The 20,396-nt window shown below is 35.0% G+C and carries 18 protein-coding genes and 3 tRNA genes; 10 read left to right on the top strand and 11 right to left on the bottom strand.

The features are described 5' to 3' along the window. Nucleotides 1-48: 48 nt before the first annotated feature. Entirely contained in the window at nt 49-930 is an 882-nt protein-coding gene (gene porD / locus CGC58_RS12220; protein ID WP_095896968.1) for a type IX secretion system protein PorD, read from the bottom strand. A 95-nt stretch (nt 931-1,025) separates the two neighbouring features. On the opposite strand from porD, the gene CGC58_RS12215 reads away from it, so the two are divergent. From CGC58_RS12215 to CGC58_RS12205, 3 genes are all read left to right on the top strand, one after another. Beyond that, the gene (locus tag CGC58_RS12215) at nt 1,026-1,448 is read left to right on the top strand and encodes a PaaI family thioesterase (RefSeq protein ID WP_095896967.1); all 423 of its coding nucleotides are present in this window, start codon (nt 1,026-1,028) and stop codon (nt 1,446-1,448) included. A gap of 51 nt (nt 1,449-1,499) precedes the next feature. Then, nucleotides 1,500-2,543 carry an isochorismate synthase gene (locus tag CGC58_RS12210; RefSeq protein WP_095896966.1) on the top strand — a complete coding sequence of 348 codons (1,044 nt, stop codon included), beginning with the start codon at nt 1,500-1,502 and terminating at the stop codon, nt 2,541-2,543. A gap of 114 nt (nt 2,544-2,657) precedes the next feature. Further along, nucleotides 2,658-2,966: a membrane-binding protein gene (locus CGC58_RS12205; RefSeq protein ID WP_095896965.1), complete on the top strand. Its 309-nt coding sequence runs from the start codon at nt 2,658-2,660 to the stop codon at nt 2,964-2,966. A gap of 59 nt (nt 2,967-3,025) precedes the next feature. Here CGC58_RS12205 and CGC58_RS12200 read toward each other — a convergent pair whose 3' ends face one another. From CGC58_RS12200 to CGC58_RS12165, 8 genes are all read right to left on the bottom strand, one after another. Next, nucleotides 3,026-3,343: a hypothetical protein gene (locus CGC58_RS12200; RefSeq protein ID WP_095896964.1), complete on the bottom strand. Its 318-nt coding sequence runs from the start codon at nt 3,341-3,343 to the stop codon at nt 3,026-3,028. 196 nt (nt 3,344-3,539) lie between these two features. Beyond that, entirely contained in the window at nt 3,540-5,366 is a 1,827-nt protein-coding gene (locus CGC58_RS12195; protein ID WP_095896963.1) for an alpha-1,3-galactosidase-related protein, read from the bottom strand. Nucleotides 5,367-5,492: 126 nt separating this feature from the next. Further along, nucleotides 5,493-5,566, bottom strand: a tRNA-Arg gene (locus CGC58_RS12190). A 70-nt stretch (nt 5,567-5,636) separates the two neighbouring features. Further along, nucleotides 5,637-5,711 (bottom strand) — tRNA-Pro (locus CGC58_RS12185). 18 nt (nt 5,712-5,729) lie between these two features. Next, nucleotides 5,730-5,813: transfer RNA gene (locus tag CGC58_RS12180), tRNA-Ser, on the bottom strand. A 404-nt stretch (nt 5,814-6,217) separates the two neighbouring features. Next, the gene (locus CGC58_RS12175) at nt 6,218-8,980 is read right to left on the bottom strand and encodes a sodium-translocating pyrophosphatase (protein WP_095896962.1); all 2,763 of its coding nucleotides are present in this window, start codon (nt 8,978-8,980) and stop codon (nt 6,218-6,220) included. A gap of 156 nt (nt 8,981-9,136) precedes the next feature. Continuing rightward, a complete protein-coding gene (locus CGC58_RS12170; protein ID WP_095896961.1) occupies nt 9,137-9,769 on the bottom strand; it encodes a 7-carboxy-7-deazaguanine synthase QueE in 633 nt (210 codons plus the stop codon). Between the two features lie 39 nt (nt 9,770-9,808). After that, nucleotides 9,809-11,218 carry an SPOR domain-containing protein gene (locus CGC58_RS12165; RefSeq protein ID WP_095896960.1) on the bottom strand — a complete coding sequence of 470 codons (1,410 nt, stop codon included), beginning with the start codon at nt 11,216-11,218 and terminating at the stop codon, nt 9,809-9,811. Nucleotides 11,219-11,566: 348 nt separating this feature from the next. Between CGC58_RS12165 and tgt the strand changes: the two genes are divergently transcribed. The 7 genes from tgt (at nt 11,567) to CGC58_RS12125 (ending at nt 19,143) form a co-directional block, all read left to right on the top strand. Beyond that, a complete protein-coding gene (tgt, locus tag CGC58_RS12160) occupies nt 11,567-12,697 on the top strand; it encodes a tRNA guanosine(34) transglycosylase Tgt (RefSeq protein ID WP_095896959.1) in 1,131 nt (376 codons plus the stop codon). A 25-nt stretch (nt 12,698-12,722) separates the two neighbouring features. Next, on the top strand, nt 12,723-13,037 hold the full coding sequence (locus CGC58_RS12155) for a DUF6678 family protein (RefSeq protein WP_095896958.1): 315 nt from the start codon (nt 12,723-12,725) through the stop codon (nt 13,035-13,037). Nucleotides 13,038-13,138: 101 nt separating this feature from the next. After that, nucleotides 13,139-14,218, top strand: coding sequence for an LptF/LptG family permease (locus tag CGC58_RS12150; protein WP_095896957.1), 1,080 nt, complete (start codon nt 13,139-13,141; stop codon nt 14,216-14,218). 131 nt (nt 14,219-14,349) lie between these two features. Further along, nucleotides 14,350-14,829, top strand: coding sequence for a Dps family protein (locus CGC58_RS12145; protein WP_095896956.1), 480 nt, complete (start codon nt 14,350-14,352; stop codon nt 14,827-14,829). Nucleotides 14,830-15,160: 331 nt separating this feature from the next. Continuing rightward, complete coding sequence (locus CGC58_RS12135) at nt 15,161-15,955, top strand: IS5 family transposase (RefSeq protein ID WP_095895812.1); 795 nt, start codon at nt 15,161-15,163, stop codon at nt 15,953-15,955. Between the two features lie 24 nt (nt 15,956-15,979). Continuing rightward, nucleotides 15,980-16,666, top strand: coding sequence for a PAS domain-containing protein (locus tag CGC58_RS12130; protein WP_095896954.1), 687 nt, complete (start codon nt 15,980-15,982; stop codon nt 16,664-16,666). Nucleotides 16,667-16,809: 143 nt separating this feature from the next. After that, on the top strand, nt 16,810-19,143 hold the full coding sequence (locus CGC58_RS12125) for an ATP-dependent helicase (protein WP_095896953.1): 2,334 nt from the start codon (nt 16,810-16,812) through the stop codon (nt 19,141-19,143). A 9-nt stretch (nt 19,144-19,152) separates the two neighbouring features. Here the strand turns inward: CGC58_RS12125 and CGC58_RS12120 are convergent, their stop codons facing one another. Together CGC58_RS12120 and CGC58_RS12115 are read right to left on the bottom strand one after the other, a co-directional pair. Beyond that, nucleotides 19,153-19,767, bottom strand: a complete 615-nt coding sequence (locus CGC58_RS12120; protein WP_095896952.1) for a 3'-5' exonuclease — start codon at nt 19,765-19,767, stop codon at nt 19,153-19,155. 6 nt (nt 19,768-19,773) lie between these two features. Then, nucleotides 19,774-20,352: a non-canonical purine NTP diphosphatase gene (locus tag CGC58_RS12115; RefSeq protein ID WP_095896951.1), complete on the bottom strand. Its 579-nt coding sequence runs from the start codon at nt 20,350-20,352 to the stop codon at nt 19,774-19,776. Nucleotides 20,353-20,396: the final 44 nt, after the last annotated feature.

Below are 20,396 nucleotides of genomic sequence, written 5' to 3'. Positions count from 1 at the left end.
TAATATATAAAATTATAAACGATATTTTATTCTTTCTTTAATAAATTATCATTTAATCTGATTCCATTTTACTGTTTGTGAAGGAGCAATTCTGCTTAGCGTTTCTTTCAAGGAAGTTGCATTAAAGATGCTTCCTCCTGAAAAAATAGACACAATTTCATCTGTTTTTGCATTGAAAAATAGATTCATCGCGTATGAATTTAGCCTAAGACTCGGGATTTTTTCAAGTAACAAAATTGCTTTTTGAATTTCTTCTTTTCCTTGTTTCTCATTAGCACTCATTACATCTAATCCCAATCGGTGATATTGATACCAAGTTTTGTGATAATTCTGATAGTTTTCGGAAAGTAATTCAGTGGCAAGTAACCAACGATTATTGCTTCCGTCATCTGTCCAACCCCCAAAACCACTACTCTGAGCTGAAATTACAACATTCTGAGCTTGTGTGAAATAATGATGTCCTCCCGATTCAGAAAACGTATCCGCATCAAAACCTAAAATCAAATAAACGTAATATGCCACAACGGAAGTTAAGTTTGACTGAAATGAATTTTCATTAAACGAAAGAGGTTCGTATTCTTGATAATTGAAAAACACATCTTTATCTTGCAGATTTACAACAGGCGTTTGATATGAAGTATTAAAAACAGGACGAGAGGACTGTACCAAAAGGCTTGCCTCAAACCGATTTCCTTCATATTTATTAATCACAAATGTAAAACTACATTGAATGCGTTCATTTTCTCGTACTTTTTGGTTTGTCCATTGTGTTTTATTTATAAATTCTTGTAATGATTTTTCAAGAGTTTTAAAAACAGATTTATTGGTAACACTCACTTTTTGTGTGTTAATTGTAACCAAACAATTTAATTCTTGCGAATGTAAATTCCAACTAAGAATTAAAGCCAAAGCAAATAGATATTTTTTCATAATTTCTTCCAGATTTCACGCAAATATAATTTATTTTTACGGAATATAAAAAGATTTGAAAAATTTTATATCTTTACACTTTAAACGATAATTCTATGGAAGAAAATAAAAATGCTTTACTAAAAAAATGGAAAGAAACCTCCAATGACAATCTGATGAAATTCTGGGAAGTTGATTTCGTAGATTTGGGAAAGGATTACATAATCTTGAAAATGCCTGTCACGGAGAAAGTCACTCAAATTGATGGCGTTTTACACGGCGGAGCAACGCTTGCACTGGCAGAAAGTGCAGGAAGCATCGCTGCTTGGATCCTTTACCGAAAGGAAGGTGAAAGCATACGAGGCATCGAGCTAAGTGGCAATCACGTAAGAGCCGCAAAAGTAGGAGAAACGGTCTTCGCTAAGGCTACTTGCATCAATCCCGGGCGTACTTTACAGCTTTGGGAGATAAAAATTACCAATCAAGATGATAAATTGATTTCATTCTGTAAGTTTACAACCATCAAAATAAAAGAATAATACAAAAAACAGTTTAATTTCTTTTTAATCATCATTACTAAACGATTTAATATGTCCATTTTCAATAAAATCAACGAATTATATCGTTCCAGCATTCCTTTTGTAGCGTTCAGAAAGCCAAATTCAAGCATTGTGCAAGTATTTGAGCAATCGGACAATGTGGTTTATTTCTTTGACGATACATTTTCGCTTAGCGGATTCGTGTTAGCTCCTTTTCACAAAGATGAGAATTCTTCCGTTATCATAAAAGCAGACAAAAAATATCAGGAAGATTTAAAAAACAATCACATTGGTTTTCCTGCCAAAAAGGAAATTCCTTCCGACAATAATGAAAAACAAAAACATATCGAATTAATTGAAAAGGCTATTATGCAAATGCAGAAAGGAAACTTTGAAAAAGTGGTTCTTTCTCGAAAAATAACTCTAAATCACAAAACAAATCCCGTAGAAGTATTTGAAAATATTACAAAATACTATCCTTTAGCTTTTTGTTATCTGTTTTCTCACCCTAAAATAGGCATTTGGATTGCCGCAACTCCTGAAAAGCTTCTAAACCTGAATGAAAATCACATTTACACGATGGCTCTTGCCGGAACGCAGCCTTACAACGAAAGCGGAAACCATATTTGGAAAGAAAAAGAGAAAGACGAACAACAAATCGTGACTAATGTAATTGTTCATAAAATAGCTCCGCACGTAGATAATCTTGATGTTTCGCCGGTGAAGACCGTCCGAGCGGGAAATGTAGTGCATCTTTGTACTGACATTGTCGGGAAATTGAAAAGTAATGAGAATCCGTTTGTTATCGTTCAGAAATTACACCCAACCCCTGCCGTTTGCGGTTTTCCTCACGATGAAGCAAAGCAATTCATCTTAGAAAATGAGCATTACAATCGTTCCTACTATTCGGGATACTGTGGCATTGTTGATAGTAACGAGCATTCTATTGATTTTTATGTTAACTTGCGATGTATGCAAATTGAAAATGAGCAAGTTTTCATATATGTAGGCGGAGGCATTCTGAAAGAATCCAACTCGCAAGCGGAATGGGACGAAACACAGAATAAAGTCCAAACAATGTATGCAATTCTTTAAATAAGTGATTTGTTTTTACTTTTAGGAAACATCTGCAAGAATTAAAATTATCATAAAAATTTGTTTTTCTGAATAATAAAGAATAAATTTGTTCAATTCTAAACACTTAACATTATGGCTAAATCTTTTGCAGAGAAATTAGTTCAGTTACAACTTCTAATTGACGGATTAAAACAGTTTAAAGACAATCTTCCTGCCGGTGTTACAGAGGAAAGCATTGTTAAATTAGAGAAATTCAAAGCGGAATTAGAGAGCCTCAACAGTCAAAAAGAGAGTGCAAAGGCAGAAGCAAAGCAACTCACTAACCTTATTAACAAAAAAACTAAGGAAATGGAGGTATCCTACAATGATATCCGAAAAAGAGTGAAGATTGACATTGATATCGTTGTGTGGAAGAAATTCGGAATCAATGACAAGAAGTGATTCCTACAAAATTTTGTTCTTATTCATCTATAAAAATCCTTCATCGACGTGAATATACTTTATTTATTCATTCTTTGAAGGATTTTTCTTTTGTAAAATTGTAAAAACGAAGTAGAAGGATGAAAGATACAAGTAAAAAGAGACAAGTTACAAGTGAGAAGAAACAAATCCCAAGTGGGAAGAGATAAATTCCAAGTGGGAAGAGATAAATTCCAAGTGGAATGAAACAAATCCCAAGTGGGAAGAGACAAATTCCAAGTAGGAAGATACAAATTCCAAGTAGGAAGAGACAAATTCCAAGTGGGAATAGACAAATTCCAAGTGGAATGAAACAAATTCCAAATAGAATGAAACAAAATCCAAGTGGGAAAAAACAAATTTCAAGTGGGAAGAGATAAATTCCAAGTAGAATGAAACAAATTCCAAGTAGGAAGAGACAAATTCCAAGTGAGAAGAGATAAATTCCAAGTGGGAAGAAACAAAATACAAATAAAAAACTTTGTTATAAATGTACTTTTAAACATTTTATAACAAAGTTTTTATGTAAAAGATATTTACTTTATCTGAAGAAATCTATTTGCTCCAATTTACATCTTCTTTATTGGATAAATTCAATTTGATATCATCTTCAGTAAGAGGTTTTTCAAACTGATTGCCTTTGATTGTCACATTTTTCACGTGTTCGAATAAAAATTTATTCTTGTTCCAGTGATAAGGCTCGTAATCTTTGTTTTTGATAACTTTATTATTCTTAAAAATAAGATTATCCACTGACTTAGCGTACAAAATAGGCTCATCGAACATCTCAAAAACATTGTTCTCAATCACAATCCCCGAATGGAAATACTGTTTTTGGTCTTTTAAATTCGGGATTTCAGGATAAATTGAAATGACGGCGTTCGTAAACTGATATCTTGCCGTTAAAGCATTGATGAATTTGTTATTTCTGATGATGACATTTCGGCAAGCACCTGTTTCATACCATCCGTTGCAGTCTCCGCAAAGCAAAATCGCAGCTCCGTGCGTGTGGTCAAACAGGTTTTTCTCGCAAACCACCTTTTTGGGCGTGCTGAACAACGCTCCGCGAGCTCTGTTATTCCTGATTACGTTGTTGCTGAAGATAACTTCGGGCGTCCACGTTAGGTTTTCAATTCCGAAAGGCTTGCTTGGATCAATTTCCTGAGGGATATTCTCATTAAACGAGATTTCGAACACCTTAGCACCAAATTCCGAAGGCTTATCCACTGCTTTAATGCTTTTTATCTTGTAGATTTTGTTATCCACCAAGTCCATTGTGTTTGAGGAAATGAACTGAACCTCATCGCCTACTTCTCCCCACAAAAATCCCCAAGCCTGATGATGCATATAACGTGCCTTAACAGTGTTTTCATTTGTCCGCTCGATTACTTTAAGATACGTTCCGTGTACGTTAATTGCATCATCTGCCATTCCTTCATACAAACCGTTCTCGGAACGTATAAACCCTTTGCAGGCAGAAAAATGAGTTGCATCGGCTTGTGTAGTGAAGTATCGAGAATCATTTTCTTTTAAACAGACAGAAAACTTATCGAGTATTATATCTTCCGAAAGCTGAGCTAATAGTCCCATTCCCCAAGCGTAATGTACTTTTACGTTTTCGATACGTGTATTTTTGCAATAATCAAGTACAATTCCAGGTGCAGGACGATTATACGTGCGTAAAGCAAACCTCTCGCCTACTTCTGTAAATGGATTTTGTTGCCAGCCTTCTATCTTTAACACATCAGGACGAAGCTCACTTACTTTTCGAGGTGTAAAATCAACATCTCCACGTTGATATGTAAGTTTTCCATCTTCTCTGAAAGCCATTGCAACTATCGGACTGATTTTATAGTCTTCTCCAAAAAGTATTAGTTTATCATTTTCTATTTGGTAATTTTGCCTCGGGTGTAATTCTGCTATGGTAATATTATTTTCTTTATCTACTTCCAGAATTTCCAATTGCCTTAGATGCGGATTTTCAAAGTCTATTGAAAAATTCTTAAGAACTACATTTTGGCAATTCTTAACAACGAAAGGAATCATCGTTCCGTGAAAGATGAACTCACTTCCGTTACCGTCAATGGTTACATTTTGAAGATTCTCCAAATAGAAGGCAACTTTTTTAGGATTGTTTTGGTCGTGGTTGGAAATGTAAAGCGTTTTTTCGTGGCTTCCTTCAGGATAGAAGTGATAAACTCCCTTTTGCAAAATGATACTTTTTTTGGAATCTTGGTTTCCCGCAATTCTTTCTATTTCATTTTTGATAACGGGAGAATAGTTTTGGGTTTCTTCCGCCACTTGTAATGTTTGTGACTGCTTAACTGCACAGCTTGCCATCAAGCCCACAGCAACGAGTAGAACATAAAAACAGTTTTTCATTGGTTTATTTTTTTAATTGCTGTGCAAAGATAAGATTCATAAATTAGAAACACAAAAAAATAACGCAGGACTTTCGCCCTGCGTTACCTGAACATAAATTTTAATACAAAATGAAACAAATTCTCGTGATCACGGCAGGATTCGAACCTGCGACCGTCTGCTTAGAAGGCAGATGCTCTATCCAGCTGAGCTACGTGACCCCTTTAACCAAAAAAATATATTCCCAAAATGCAATATTGAAACATTTGTGAAATATATTTTATTCTTCAGTCGGGGCGGCAGGATTCGAACCTGCGACCTCCTGGTCCCAAACCAGGCGCGATGACCGGACTACGCTACGCCCCGAGAATTTTTATTTTGATGCGGAGAGACTGGGACTCGAACCCAGGCATCGGTTACCCGATGACAGATTAGCAATCTGCTCCGTTACCACTCCGGCACCTCTCCTTTATTTGTTGTGAACGTCTTTGTTTCTGTTTTGCGAGTGCAAATATAGAATGTTATTTTTTCTTGTGCAAATAAATTTGAAGTTTTTTTAATGATTTTTTTACATTTTTTTTCATCATATTTATTTTCAATATTTTACAATAAAGAAAATTTACACACTTTTTTCAGAAAATTTTTGTTGTAGAAAAAATTATACATTTTCGGCAAAATAACAATATCTCAAATGGAAAATTTCTTTGCAATATTCTTTAAAAAAGAAAGCAGCTTTCACTTAATTTCTTCCTGATTTGATAAATTGAGAAAGTTTTTTAGTGATTTTTGAAATTTCTAATTTCCCTAAAAAAGAAAAAGTACAAAGTTTATTTTAAACTCTGTACTTTTCTTATTTCTATTTACCTTTTTAATTATTTAGCAAACAATCGAACATCAACACGTCTGTTTTTTGCTCTACATTCAGGCGTATCGTTTTCAGGACAGATAGGATGTTTGTCTCCGTAGCCCTCTGCACTCAATTGAGATTCATTTGCTCCCAAAGCTACTAATTTTGACTTTACGGACTCGGCACGTCTTTTTGATAATTCGATATTTTTTTGAGCATCTCCCGAATTATCAGTATATCCGCCAACGCGAAGCCCTGCTTTAGGAAAAGCTTTCAGAATTGTAACTATGTTTATCAATTGTGCCTCAGAATCAGATGTTAATTCGTCACTTCCTGATTTAAAGTAAGTCCTATCAAGGGTAATCCAATTCTGTTTTGCATCTCTTTCTACATCGAAATTTTCATCTAACAACAAATTGACAATCTTTCTTTCAGAAGAATTCAAACCTACTTGAAGTCCGTTGTTATCCGGCAAGCTAAGTGCAGAAACCTCTCCTACATCATATTTGTAATTTCCGTAAGCATCTAACAACTCCTTATCCGAATTATCTTCCGTATTTTCTATTTGAGCGGCTTGCATAGCCTCTTCTTTCATTTCAACTTTAGTTGATTCAGAATTACTTGCAGTTGATGTGTGTCCTCCCAAAATCGGAGCGATGACCAAGCCCACCAAACAAGTCAATTTGATTAAAATGTTCATTGAAGGTCCTGATGTATCTTTGAAAGGATCTCCCACAGTATCACCGGTTACAGCTGCTTTATGAGCGTCAGAACCTTTGTAAGTCATTTGTCCGTTGATTTCAACACCTGCTTCAAAAGATTTTTTAGCGTTATCCCAAGCTCCACCTGCGTTGTTTTGGAAAATAGCCCAAAGAACCCCTGACACAGCAACGCCCGCCATATATGCACCCAAAGCCTCTGCTCCCATCACGAAGCCTATTATTATAGGTGTAACGATAGTAATCGCACCGGGAAGCATCATCTCACGAAGTGCTGCTTTGGTTGAAATATCAACACATTTTCCATATTCAGGAGTGCCTTTACCTTCCATAATACCAGGGATTTCACGGAACTGACGACGAACTTCTTGAACCATATCCATCGCTGCCTTTCCTACCGATTGCATAGCCAAAGCAGAGAAAACAACAGGAATCATACCTCCGATGAAAAGAGCCGCTAAAACGTCAGCCTTGAAAATGTTAATTCCGTCAATACCTGTGAAAGTTACGTATGCCGCGAACAAAGCCAATGCTGTAAGCGCTGCCGATGCAATAGCAAATCCTTTACCAACCGCAGCTGTTGTATTCCCTACCGAATCTAAAATATCGGTGCGTTGACGCACTTCCTTTGGTAATTCGCTCATTTCGGCAATACCTCCCGCATTGTCTGCAATCGGTCCGAAAGCATCAATAGCTAACTGCATTGCCGTAGTAGCCATCATCGCCGAAGCAGCAATCGCAACTCCGTAGAAACCAGCTAATTCATAAGAACCCCAAATTGCCACAGCAAAAAGCAAAACAGAAGAGAACGTTGATTTCATCCCTGTTGCCAAACCTGCAATAATGTTAGTTGCGGCACCGGTTGATGAATTCTGAACGATATTCAAAACCGGTTTTTTACCCAAAGCTGTAAAATATTCTGTAAAAGCAGATATCAATAAACCAACAGCCAAACCAACCACAGTAGCAAAGAAAACGTTACTACTTGGAATGCTTTTCACTCCTTCACCAAAAAACTTCATCTGGATAGTTTCCGGTAACATCATATCAATTAAGAACCAGCAAGAAATCAATGTCAAAGCCAAAGCCACATAGTTACCCATATTTAATGACTGTTGTACTTGCTTTTCTTTAGCCTCGTTATTTTTGATGCTTACAAAAAATGTTCCCACGATAGAAGCAATAACCCCCACTCCGGCAATTACAAGCGGAAGTAAAATAGGTCCTAATCCGTCAAAATTATCCGAATAAGCAACGCCCGTTGCTTCTGTAATATCTTTAATGATATAATTTCCCAATACCATCGAAGCCAACACAGTAGCCACGTACGACCCAAAAAGGTCAGCTCCCATACCTGCTACGTCTCCCACGTTATCTCCCACGTTATCAGCAATAGTTGCCGGATTTCGAGGGTCGTCTTCAGGGATTCCGGCTTCTACTTTTCCTACCAAATCCGCACCAACGTCAGCTGCCTTTGTATAAATACCCCCACCAACACGAGCAAAAAGTGCAATGGATTCAGCACCAAGTGAAAATCCTGCCAAAGCCTCCAAAACGATAGTCATTTCGTCATAAAAACTTTTGCTCCCTTGTAAGAAAACATTAACAAAAATAATGAAAAACAAACTTAGCCCAAGTACAGCCAAGCCTGCAACTCCCAACCCCATTACGGTTCCTCCACCGAAAGAAACTTTCAAAGCTTTCGGAAGGCTGGTACGAGCTGCTTCTGTAGTGCGAACATTTGATTTAGTGGCAATTCGCATACCGATGTTTCCTGCCAAAGCCGAAAATAAAGCCCCAAAAACAAAAGCCACAACAATAAGCCAATGTGAGGTTTCAACCATTCGGGAAACTATAAAAAGAGCCACTGAGGCGATTACCACGAAAATAGCCAAAATACGATACTCTGCATTCAAAAAAGCCAAAGCTCCTTCCTGAATTTTTTCAGAAATACTCTGCATTTTTTCGTTGCCTGTGGTTTGCTTATTAATCCACAAAGCTTTGATAATCATAAAAATAAGTCCAAAAATTGCAAGGACTAATGGAAGATAGAGTACAAATTTTTCCATAAAATGTATTAACTTAAATTTATATTAGTGTAAAATAAGGCCGTAAAAGTAATACTATTAAAAATAGTATCAAAAAAAATCTTAAAATTTAACAATTGACAAATTTTTCCAATGGTATTTAATCAAAATAATAAAATTTGGATAACCTCTTAATTACTAAGGAATATTTAAATATTTATGTGTTTGAAGAGAAACTTTCCACTTAGGATTTTTCATCACAAAATCCACAATCTCGGGAATCACTTTTTCGCGTCTACTCCACTCCGGTTGCAAATACAAAATACATTTATCCGACACTTTTGAAGCCATTTCTTCAGCAAAAATAAAATCGTGATTATTGTAAACAATTATCTTCAATTCATCAGCTTCTTTAAAAATTTCAGGAGTTGGCAATTTCATTTTCTTAGGCGACAAACAAATCCAATCCCAAACGCCTGTAAGCGGATGAGAACCAGATGTTTCAATATGTGTTTTTACTCCATTCTCTTTTAGTTTTTCAGTTAAAGGAAACATATTCCACATTAGTGGTTCTCCTCCAGTAATTACAATCGTTTTGGAGTATTTGACAGCCTCACTTACAATTGTATCTATATGCGTTGGAGGATGTTTTTCGGCATCCCAACTTTCTTTGACATCGCACCAGTGACAACCTACATCACAGCCTCCTACACGAATAAAATAAGCAGCTGACCCTTTATGGTATCCCTCCCCTTGAATCGTATAAAATGCCTCCATCAACGGAAGCATTTCTCCTTTTTCCACAGCTTTTTGTGTTTCTTTATCTAACATTGTAAACAATTATTGCGGTGCAAAAATACAATAATAATTTTATTCTGATAAATCTTCCATTTTTAGCACCCAAGTATCAGGGATATTGGCTATCGCTTTAACTTCCTCTGCTTTTAACGAAGCTTCCTTGTAAGTGTCATATTTTTCAATATAAATATAGTTGAGATTTCGGTCTTCATTATAAATTGTATGTGCTTCGTATCCTAATTTTTTAAGTTTTTCTATTTGTTTCAGCGTATTATGATGATTTATATACACTCCCACAACCACATAATATTTAAAATTGGAATTTTCTGAATCTGTTTCCGAAAATTGATTCTCGTCCATTTCTTTGCGAATATTTTCTATTTGTAATGCAGTGAGAAACAGATAATACTGGTCTGCACTTCGTGTGAACGTCAAATCCAATGAACTTGTTCCATTCGGGATAAGTAATTGATTTTCATTAGGAATATCAAAACTAAAAATATCAAAACCTAACGTATTTTTACTTGCCGGATTTCTGCTTGTTACAAAAGTATTATTTTCCGTAATTCCACTATTGAAGAAATTTCTCGGAGAACGAGTTTCTGTTTCCAAATCCAAAGAAACTTCAGTTATCGGATTGTAAATCATAACTTTATCTCCTGCTATACTAAAATCACCTTCTAACACAGCTCCCAAAACTTTAGTGTGAAAAGCATTTTCTTTTGGAGTTAAAAATCCGCTGAAATTAAACGTTTTAGGCTTATTATTAATAATTGAAAAGCCATCATAGGTTATGATTTTTTTCTCACTACTTTCCAAACTCTCATAAACCAGTACCAAAGCCCAACCTGCCGCAACGCCTCCCGCAATATGACCATTTGCAGCTCTTATATTAGCCACCGTGTATTCTCCTTCTACCATTGAAGATTCTGTAAGTAATTGAGATACATCAGCATAGTAAACGTACGGAGCCACTCCTTCCAATGAGGAATCCTCAATTCCATCGAAAATAAGTTCTCCTTTTACTGATAGATATTTCTCGCTTGACGGAATTTTAATCAGCACATTATCAGCAAATTCACGATTTGATTTTTTAGCTTTGTAATTTTTCCCTTTAAGCACTCCTAAAGCATACGGATAGGTTGCCGTCCAATAAAGTCCGGCGTAAATCACTTTTGCATTTTCTTTATCTTCAAAGGAAAAACTTGCACTACTTGAAGAAAACGTATCCGGATTATCATCAATATCAATGTATTGCATATCAAGCTCATCGTTCATTTTCACCTTGTTGGAACGGTCATCAAAAGGAACGTTTGCACTATTTCGCCTGTCTTGCCTATTAACGATATTATTTCCTATTATTTTCATTTCTCCCCGCACGGAAGTTTCATACCTAATGTTGAATTCCTGAGAAGGCGTTTGGCTGTATGAATAAACCGAGAGCATCGTCCATATCGAAGTTATGAGTAGTAAATATTTCATTTTCTAATTGTGTTAGATTCCGCAAAGATAGAAAATATTTTCTTCAAGACGCCAAAAACAAAGCACGAAAATGAGAAATTACTAACTACATAAACAATTATAAATGAATTATTTTCATTTTAGCTACTTACAATTATAACTAAAAATGCAAAAAATAATATTCGTTCTGATATTAACAATCTTTAAATGTTTCAAAATGCATAAAATCAATATTGAAATTACTTTTTTAAAGAATTATTCAATTTTATTTGTATTTTTGCTCGCTAATACCTCTATTTATGTACTGAATTTTTGAATATTTAATTTTTCAGCCACATAACTAATTGTATCTTACAATATTATAAACAAATGCAATTTGAATTATTAAAAACAGACCCACATACTAAAGCTCGTGCCGGAAAAATCACAACAGACCACGGAGTAATTGAAACTCCGATATTTATGCCCGTTGGAACGGTCGCATCGGTTAAAGGTGTTCATCAGCGGGAACTCAAAGAAGACATCAATCCTGATATTATTTTAGGAAATACTTACCATTTATATCTGCGTCCTACCACACATATTTTGGAACAAGCAGGAGGACTTCACAAATTTATGAATTGGGACAGAAATATCCTTACCGATAGTGGTGGTTATCAGGTATATTCACTTTCCGATACGCGAAAAATTAAGGAAGAAGGTGTTAAATTCAAAAGCCATATTGACGGTTCATATCACTTCTTTTCACCTGAAAATGTGATGGAAACACAACGAAGCATCGGGGCGGATATCATAATGGCTTTTGACGAATGCACTCCATATCCTTGTGATTATCAATATGCTAAAAAATCGATGCATATGACGCATCGTTGGCTCGACCGCTGTATTTCACATTTGGAAAAAGTTCCGCCAAAGTACGGTTATTCGCAATCGCTTTTCCCAATTGTTCAAGGTTCGGTGTACAAAGATTTACGTCAGCAATCGGCTGAATACATTGCCTCCAAGGGAGCTGACGGGAACGCCATCGGAGGGCTTTCCGTGGGTGAACCCGCTGAAGATATGTACGAGATGACAGATTTGGTTTGTGACATCTTACCAAAGGATAAACCACGCTACTTGATGGGAGTTGGAACACCTATTAACATACTGGAAAACATTGCTTTAGGAGTAGATATGTTCGATTGTGTAATGCCAACACGAAATGCCCGTAACGGAATGCTTTTCACCTCGCAAGGAATCATTAATATCAAAAATAAAAAATGGGAAAATGATTTTTCACCCATTGACCCTGACGGACATACGTACGTAGATACCTATTACACAAAGGCTTACTTACGTCATCTATTCGCAGCTAATGAATTTTTAGGCAAGCAAATCGCTTCTATTCACAATTTAGGGTTCTATTTGTGGTTAGTTCGTGAGGCTCGAAGACGTATTTTGGCTGGCGATTTTCCTATTTGGAAAGAAAATATGGTAAAACAAATGGCTAATCGTCTGTAAATCAAAATTTATAGAAGTTCATAAAATGAAAACAAAAACGCCTTACGACATCTATCAAAAAAGGCTTGATAAAGAAATTTCTTGTCGGGCATCTTTTATGAACGACACTAAATGGCACAAATTATTTGAGGAACTTTCAGTTTGCAGATTTTCGATAAACGGAAGCAAAATCAAATTTTTATTAGAGGATAAAATTTATGATTTTAGCATCGGATATATTGGAGAAAATTATATGGATACTATTTTTGGGGTATTCTCCTTTAAGGAAATTGAATGGATTTTTATTCCTCGAAAATTTGAAATAGAGAGATTTAACAGACAAGAAAAGCTAACTTCTTAATACAAGGAAAATCCCATTGATGAAATTGAGGAAACGATGAGTAATTTGGCACAATTTTGTTACGAAAAAGATAAAAACGGATTAAAAATCTACGGATACAAATGAAAATACTGGATTGGTACATATTAAAGAGGTATTTGATGACATTTTCAATGTTAATGTTGCTTTTCGTACCTATTGGAATTGTTGTGGATTTATCGGAAAAAGTTGATAAAATGATTGACCGAAAGGCTCCCATTGACGAAGTGTTGATGTATTACGGGTCTTTTTCAATTTATTTTGCGAATATTCTATTTCCAATTCTGTTATTTTTATCCATCATATGGTTTACATCAAAATTGGCTAACAACACGGAAATCATCGCTATTTTAAGTTCGGGGATTTCTTTCAATCGTTTTTTGCGTCCTTTCTTTATTGGGGCGTCTGTGGTTTCGGTTGTGGTATTCTTTATGGGAATGTTCATAGTTCCGGCAGCAAGTAAATACTATAATGAATTCTATAACAAATACTTGCAAGGAAAATCCGTAACAAGTGTAACCGATTTGTATAATCAGTTCTCGGAAAATGATTATCTCTACGTCAGTTCTTTCAATTATGAAGAAAAAATGGGATATAATTTTTCAGTTGAGCATTTTGATGGAATTCATTTAAAGGAAAAAATAATGGCTCAATCTATAAAATGGATTGAAAATGACAGTGTAAAAACCTATCGATTAACCGATTATGTAAAACGAACTGTTGGTGAAAATGAAGATATTATTGAAAGAAAACAAACATTGGACACGCTTTTCACTTTCGAAGTTGATGATTTAATGCCGGTGGAATATGCCGCCGAAAGCAAAAATATTTTTGAATTAAACAAATTCATCGAACGCGAGAGAATGAAAGGTTCGCCCAACTTAAATCTCTATCTTTTAGTGAAATACCGTCGTTGGGGGCTAATGATTACTGCATTTATTTTAACTATCATAGGTGTTGCGGTTTCTTCCGTAAAACGACGAGGAGGAATGGGAATAAATTTAGCTTTCGGAATTGTTATAGGATTTGTTTTTGTGTTTTTTGACCGTATTTTCGGAACTCTTGCTGAAACTTCGGGGTTATCTCCCCTAATAGCAGTGGCTATCCCAAATGTTATATTTTTCATTTTAGCTGTATACTTATTGAAATCTACCAGAAGATAGACCTTCTACAATACTAAAAATCAATTTATTAAAAAAACAAAATAGTGCTATAAGAAAAATCAATCCCAATTTCATTCACACCAGATTAATTTTCTTATCTTTGCATTAGGAAATCAAAAAATATTAACGTTATGAGTTATAATGCATTAGGACTTGAAAAGTCAAAAGTAGAAAATGTAGCAAGTGAATTGAATGTTCTTTTAGCAAACTTTCAAACTTACTATCAGAATTTGAGAGGCGTACATTGGAACATCAAAGGAAAGCGTTTCTTTGAACTTCACGTAAAATTTGAAGAACTTTACAACGCTGCTCAACTTCACGTTGATGAAATAGCAGAGCGTATTTTAACATTAGGGTTTACTCCTTTCCACACATTCGAAGAATATGTAAAAAATTCAAAAGTACCTGTTGGGCATAATGTTTTTAATGATGATGAAACTGTTCGGTTAATTATGGATAGCATTTCTGAACTTCTTAAAATAGAACGTAACTTGCTCAACACAGCCGATGAAGCTAATGATGAAGGAACTATCGCCTTGATTGGGGAGCTAATAGCAGACCAAGAGAAGAATATCTGGATGCTGAAAGCATATTTGAATGAAACTATATAAATATTAAAAAACTGCTTTTTAAATCAAAAAAGAATTTATAAAGCAGTTTTTAAGTTTCTAAAATTATATTTTTTTAACTTTTTATTTCTTCCAGATAAAAATATAAAACACTATAAATCAAAACAATAAAACAACAAACCATTAAAATATATATTTACAAAAGAAGCAAATGTGAAAAATTTTAACATTTTACATTTTTCTTTTCACATTTTTTTATTACTTTTGCCCCGAATATATAATAAACCTGTCTAAACTTTTTAAGAGGAAAATTAAAAGTTCCAAGAATTTTTAGCATTTTTGTTTTGCATAACAAAATGAAAATCAAGGAACTTTGAGCAAAGATATAATAAAAAAATGGATTATTTCCCATTTGAGTATTGGAAAAAGAGGATTTAAAACAAAATTTGATTTATCATTAATTTTTCTTCTGATAGTCAAACGATTAAAAACAGGTTGCCAGTGGAGGGAACTTCCGGTAGAAGTGTATTTTAAAGACCAAAAAATAAGCTATCAAACAGTCTATTATTATTTCAATAAATGGAGTAAAGATGGTAGTTTTAAGCGAATTTGGCTTAATTTGTTGCTTGAGAATCGGAGAAAATTAGATTTATCAAGCGTCCAACTTGATGGTAGTCATACTCGATGTCGAATGGGAGGACAATCTGTTGGTTATCAGTTAAGAAAAAAGTCAAAGACCACGAATTCTATCTTTCTGTGTGATAATTTGGGGCAAATTTTAGCAATGGGTAGTCCAAAATCCGGTAATCATCACGATTTGAATAATATAGACTTTATTTTAAAAGAGATTTTGAATCTTTTGGAGGAAGCGAAAATAGAGCATAAAGGCTTGTTTGTCAATGCAGATGCAGGTTTTGATAGCCGAGACTTAAAAAGTTTTTTACAGGAAAAAGAAATAATACCTAATATCAAACAAAATCCCAGAAATGGACAAAATGAAAATATTTATTTTGACGAAGAATTATATAAAAATCGGTTTAAAATAGAGAGAAGTTTTGCGTGGCTTGATGGTTTTAAAGGATTGATTATAAGATATGAAACCCTAAACACAACTTGGATGGCTATGTTGTATCTAGGGATTATACTAACATTTATTCGAAAAGTTTAAACAAGTTTAATATTACTATGCTATATGATAAAGCAATCTATCTGTAAGCCGATTCCCGTTGATCAAGAAGTTGTTTGGGACAAGACAAAAACTATTGTTTCTACTACTGACAAATTTGGGACTATTATTGATGTCAATCAAACATTTTTAGATGTTTGTGGATATTCAATTGAAGAAGTATTAGGACAGCCGCATAATATCATTCGGCATCCTGACTCTCCTAAGATTCTTTTTAAGATTCTTTGGGAGAATATTCTCGCAGGAAGAAATTTTCACGTAATTCTTAAAAACATTTCAAAATCAGGAAAGTACTATTGGGTAATCACTGATTTTGAAGTAAATAGAAATACTGAAGGAGAAATTATTTCTTTTTCTGCAAGAAGGAGAGCTGTGGCAGAAAATGTTATTAATGAACATATTGTGCCTCTTTATGAAACGCTTCTAAAGCTGGAAAAGATTGGTGGAACGGACTTAAGTAATCGTTACTTCAAAGGATTTCTGGACAAGCAAGGAAAATCGTATGTTGAGTACATAATGGATATTGTGGGCGAGGACACAACGGCAAAAGTTGCTCAAGTTGTTGCCAATTACAAAAAACCTGACGATGAAATTATGCCTCTTAAAGAAATTTCTGATGATATTTTTAACGAGGAAAAAAGTGAAGATACGAGACGCAGAAATTTTTTCACTCGGTTATTTTCAATAAATTAGTAAATCATACTTTTTCATAATCAAAACTAAAATATTGCTGATTTTCTTCAAGTCAGCAATATTTTTTTGTACCGGTTTGTATCTTCTGATTCATTGCCAATTTTCAATTATTTTCCTATTTTTGTCCCTTCAAAAAATTGATTATGGAACAATATTTATCACTACTCAACGATGCTCAAAAAGCTCCTGTACTTCAAAAAGATGGACCTTTAATGGTTATTGCGGGTGCAGGTTCCGGAAAAACGAGAGTACTAACCTATCGTATAGCCAATTTGATGCATTTGGGAGTTGATGCTTTCAATATCTTAGCTCTTACATTTACCAACAAGGCTGCCAACGAAATGAAAAAACGTATCGCAGAAATTGTAGGAAATAGTGAGGCTAAAAACCTGTGGATGGGAACTTTCCATTCGGTTTTTGCAAAAATTTTACGTATTGAAGCTGATAAATTAGGTTATCCGCAAAATTTCACCATTTACGATACACAAGATTCTCAGCGTCTGATAAGTGCAATCATTCGCGAGATGGAACTTGATAAGGATATTTATAAATACAAGCAAATCCAATCTCGTATTTCATCTTTTAAAAATAGTTTGATAACTGTTCGGGCGTATTTTAACAATCCTGAATTAATGGAAGCCGATGCAATGGCAAAACGCCCGCGAATGGGAGAAATTTATCAAAATTACGTGGAACGTTGCTTCAAAGCTGGAGCAATGGATTTTGATGATTTACTACTGAAAACCAATGAACTGCTAAATATGCATCCTGATGTTTTGGCTAAATATCAGAATCGCTTTCGGTACATTTTAGTAGATGAGTATCAGGACACTAACCATTCTCAATACTTAATTGTAAAGGCTTTGGCTGACCGCTTTCAAAATATTTGTGTTGTGGGCGATGACGCACAAAGTATTTATGCTTTTCGAGGAGCAAATATCAATAATATTCTGAATTTTCAACGGGACTATCAAAATGTTCAAGTATATCGACTGGAACAGAATTATCGTTCTACCAAAAATATCGTGGAAGCCGCAAATTCTGTCATCGAACACAACAAAACTCGCTTAGAAAAAGTGGTTTGGACAGCCAACGAATTGGGAGAACCTGTAAAAATACATCGCAGTGCAACCGATTCTGACGAGGGGCGATTCGTGGCAAGTTCCATTTTTGAAAATAAAATGTTACATCAAATGCAAAATGGGCAGTTTGCCGTGCTTTACCGAACCAATTCCCAATCTCGTGCCATTGAAGATGCTTTGCGAAAACGCGACATTCCTTACAGAATTTACGGTGGTTTGTCGTTCTATCAACGTAAAGAAATCAAAGATATGTTGGCTTATTTACGCCTGATTGTCAATCCAAATGATGAAGAAGCTCTCATTCGAATTATCAATTTTCCAGCAAGAGGAATCGGGAGTTCAACCATCGAAAAACTGACTCTGACAGCAAATCATTACAAAAAATCCATCTTTGATGTAATGTACAACATTAATCGAATTGAAGGGTTAAACATCGGTGCTGGCATCAAACAGCGATTAACGGAATTTGTCGTAATGATTCGTAACTTTCAGGAATTCAGCAAACAAGCCAACGCTTTCGACATAGCTGAACAAGTAGCCCGAAAAACCGGACTATTACAAGAATTTAAAAAAGATGGAACTCCTGAAGGCATTGCTAAAATGGAAAATATCGAGGAAATGCTCAACGGAATCAAAGATTTTGTGGAAGGACAGCAGGATGTTGCCGATAGCACTGCCAGCCTTTCTGAATATCTGGAGGACGTTTCCTTGGCTACCGATATGGATAAAGAAATTGAAGACGATGACCGTGTAGCTCTAATGACGATTCACCTTGCAAAAGGACTGGAATTCCCTTATGTGTACATCGTTGGGATGGAAGAAGATTTGTTTCCGTCTGGGATGAGCGTGCATTCTCGTTCGGAACTAGAGGAAGAACGCCGACTTTTTTACGTTGCCTTAACAAGAGCCGAAAAACAAGCATATCTGACTTATGCCGAAAGCCGTTACCGATGGGGCAAAATAGTTGATAGTGAGCCAAGTCGCTTCATTGATGAAATTGATTCAAAATATGTGCAATATTTAACTCCTCCTATTAGCAACCCAAATTATCGATATAAACCATTGATTAACAGAGATATTTTTGGAGAAGTAGATAAAAGCAAATTACGTTTACAAAAGCCAATAAGTTCAACGCCTCCAACAGCCAATGCCCCAACAGGAGAGGCTTTACAACGATTGCGAAAATTAAAACCAATTAATGGAACTTCATCAGCGGTGGGTTCAAGCTCTGATTCGCAATTAGAAGTAGGAATGTTAGTGCAGCACGAGCGTTTTGGACGCGGAAAAATATTATCTTTGGAAGGGGCTGGAAATGACAAAAAAGCCGAAATCAATTTTGAAGTAGGCGGAATCAAAAAGATTTTATTGAAGTTTGCCAAACTTACCGTAATTTAAACTTTTCATCTATAATTTCAGTAAAGCACCTAAAGTGTTTATTTTCAGCTTATTTACAATTTTCAAAAAAGCAATTGCCGTTAAAAAAGCATCCCCTGCCGCATTATGTCGGTCGTGGGTTGTTATGTTCAATTCTTGGCAAATTTCATCCAAGCTATAATTTTTATCATTTTTCAAAAGATAATTGATTACTTTCGTTTTTTTAAACAAATAATTAGTATCTAAATGTTTGTTTTTCAGAGGAGATAATTCGTTTCGCTGTAATGCGGCATTTATCATTTTTATGTCGTATCCTACGTGATGCCCCACCAAAACGGCATTTTCTGTATATTCTAAAAATTTAATAAGAGCCTCTTTTTCAGATAGTTTTGAATATTTATGATTTTTTATAATGCCGTGAATAGGAATGCTTTCCGGATTTGATTTTTCTTGCTCCAAAAAGAATTCAATGCTGTTTTTCAAATCAATACGACCATTTAAAACAGTGACAGCTCCTATGGATAATATTCTGTCGGTAGAAAATTTAAATCCTGTGGTTTCCGTATCAAAAACCACAAACCGAACTTCCTCCAAAGGAATTTCATTTCTTTTTGATTTATTTTGAAATATTTTAAATATAGACATAAAATTTTATATTTTTCTCAAAAAATCGAGCAATTCCTTGAATGCTTTTCCCCGATGACCTATTTCATTTTTAGTAGTAAGCGGAAGTTGAGCAAAAGTTTCCGAAAAACCAATTGGCTGAAAAACAGGGTCATAACCAAAGCCATTTGTTCCTATTGGAGCGTTAGTAATCGTTCCTTTTACGATTCCCTCAAATACGTGTGTATCATCTCCTAAACATAAGGCAATCACCGTTTTAAATTGGGCTTCCCTGTCTGTTTTTCCTTCCATATTTTGAAGAAGTAATCGCATATTGTTGGCATCACTTTTGTGATTTCCTGCATACCTTGCCGAATAAACCCCAGGCTGACCAGCTAATACTTTCACTTCCAGACCAGTATCATCAGCAAAAACATCATAACCATATTTCTTTTTGATATATTTTGCCTTCAAAATCGCATTCCCTTCAATGGTTGATTCCGTTTCCTCAATATCTTCAAAGCAATCAATGTCGTCCAAGCTCAAAAGCTGAATATCATCAGGCATAAGAGATTGTATCTCTTTCATTTTGTTATGATTATGTGTAGCAAAAACAAGTTTACGCATTTCCGTTATTTTTATTATTTAGACAAGAAAAAGAGGTATATTGG

Source organism: Capnocytophaga stomatis (genome assembly GCF_002302635.1).
GTDB lineage: Bacteria > Bacteroidota > Bacteroidia > Flavobacteriales > Flavobacteriaceae > Capnocytophaga > Capnocytophaga stomatis.
This window is presented reverse-complemented; position numbering and strand designations above follow the sequence as displayed.

Bases quoted from the DNA above. Each gene is read 5' to 3' on its own strand.
- porD (WP_095896968.1), bottom strand. From the start codon at position 930: ATGAAAAAATATCTATTTGCTTTGGCTTTAATTCTTAGTTGGAATTTA.
- CGC58_RS12215 (WP_095896967.1), top strand. From the start codon at position 1,026: ATGGAAGAAAATAAAAATGCTTTACTAAAAAAATGGAAAGAAACCTCC.
- CGC58_RS12210 (WP_095896966.1), top strand. From the start codon at position 1,500: ATGTCCATTTTCAATAAAATCAACGAATTATATCGTTCCAGCATTCCT.
- CGC58_RS12205 (WP_095896965.1), top strand. From the start codon at position 2,658: ATGGCTAAATCTTTTGCAGAGAAATTAGTTCAGTTACAACTTCTAATT.
- CGC58_RS12195 (WP_095896963.1), bottom strand. From the start codon at position 5,366: ATGAAAAACTGTTTTTATGTTCTACTCGTTGCTGTGGGCTTGATGGCA.
- CGC58_RS12175 (WP_095896962.1), bottom strand. From the start codon at position 8,980: ATGGAAAAATTTGTACTCTATCTTCCATTAGTCCTTGCAATTTTTGGA.
- CGC58_RS12170 (WP_095896961.1), bottom strand. From the start codon at position 9,769: ATGTTAGATAAAGAAACACAAAAAGCTGTGGAAAAAGGAGAAATGCTT.
- CGC58_RS12165 (WP_095896960.1), bottom strand. From the start codon at position 11,218: ATGAAATATTTACTACTCATAACTTCGATATGGACGATGCTCTCGGTT.
- tgt (WP_095896959.1), top strand. From the start codon at position 11,567: ATGCAATTTGAATTATTAAAAACAGACCCACATACTAAAGCTCGTGCC.
- CGC58_RS12155 (WP_095896958.1), top strand. From the start codon at position 12,723: ATGAAAACAAAAACGCCTTACGACATCTATCAAAAAAGGCTTGATAAA.
- CGC58_RS12150 (WP_095896957.1), top strand. From the start codon at position 13,139: ATGAAAATACTGGATTGGTACATATTAAAGAGGTATTTGATGACATTT.
- CGC58_RS12145 (WP_095896956.1), top strand. From the start codon at position 14,350: ATGAGTTATAATGCATTAGGACTTGAAAAGTCAAAAGTAGAAAATGTA.
- CGC58_RS12130 (WP_095896954.1), top strand. From the start codon at position 15,980: ATGATAAAGCAATCTATCTGTAAGCCGATTCCCGTTGATCAAGAAGTT.
- CGC58_RS12125 (WP_095896953.1), top strand. From the start codon at position 16,810: ATGGAACAATATTTATCACTACTCAACGATGCTCAAAAAGCTCCTGTA.
- CGC58_RS12120 (WP_095896952.1), bottom strand. From the start codon at position 19,767: ATGTCTATATTTAAAATATTTCAAAATAAATCAAAAAGAAATGAAATT.
- CGC58_RS12115 (WP_095896951.1), bottom strand. From the start codon at position 20,352: ATGCGTAAACTTGTTTTTGCTACACATAATCATAACAAAATGAAAGAG.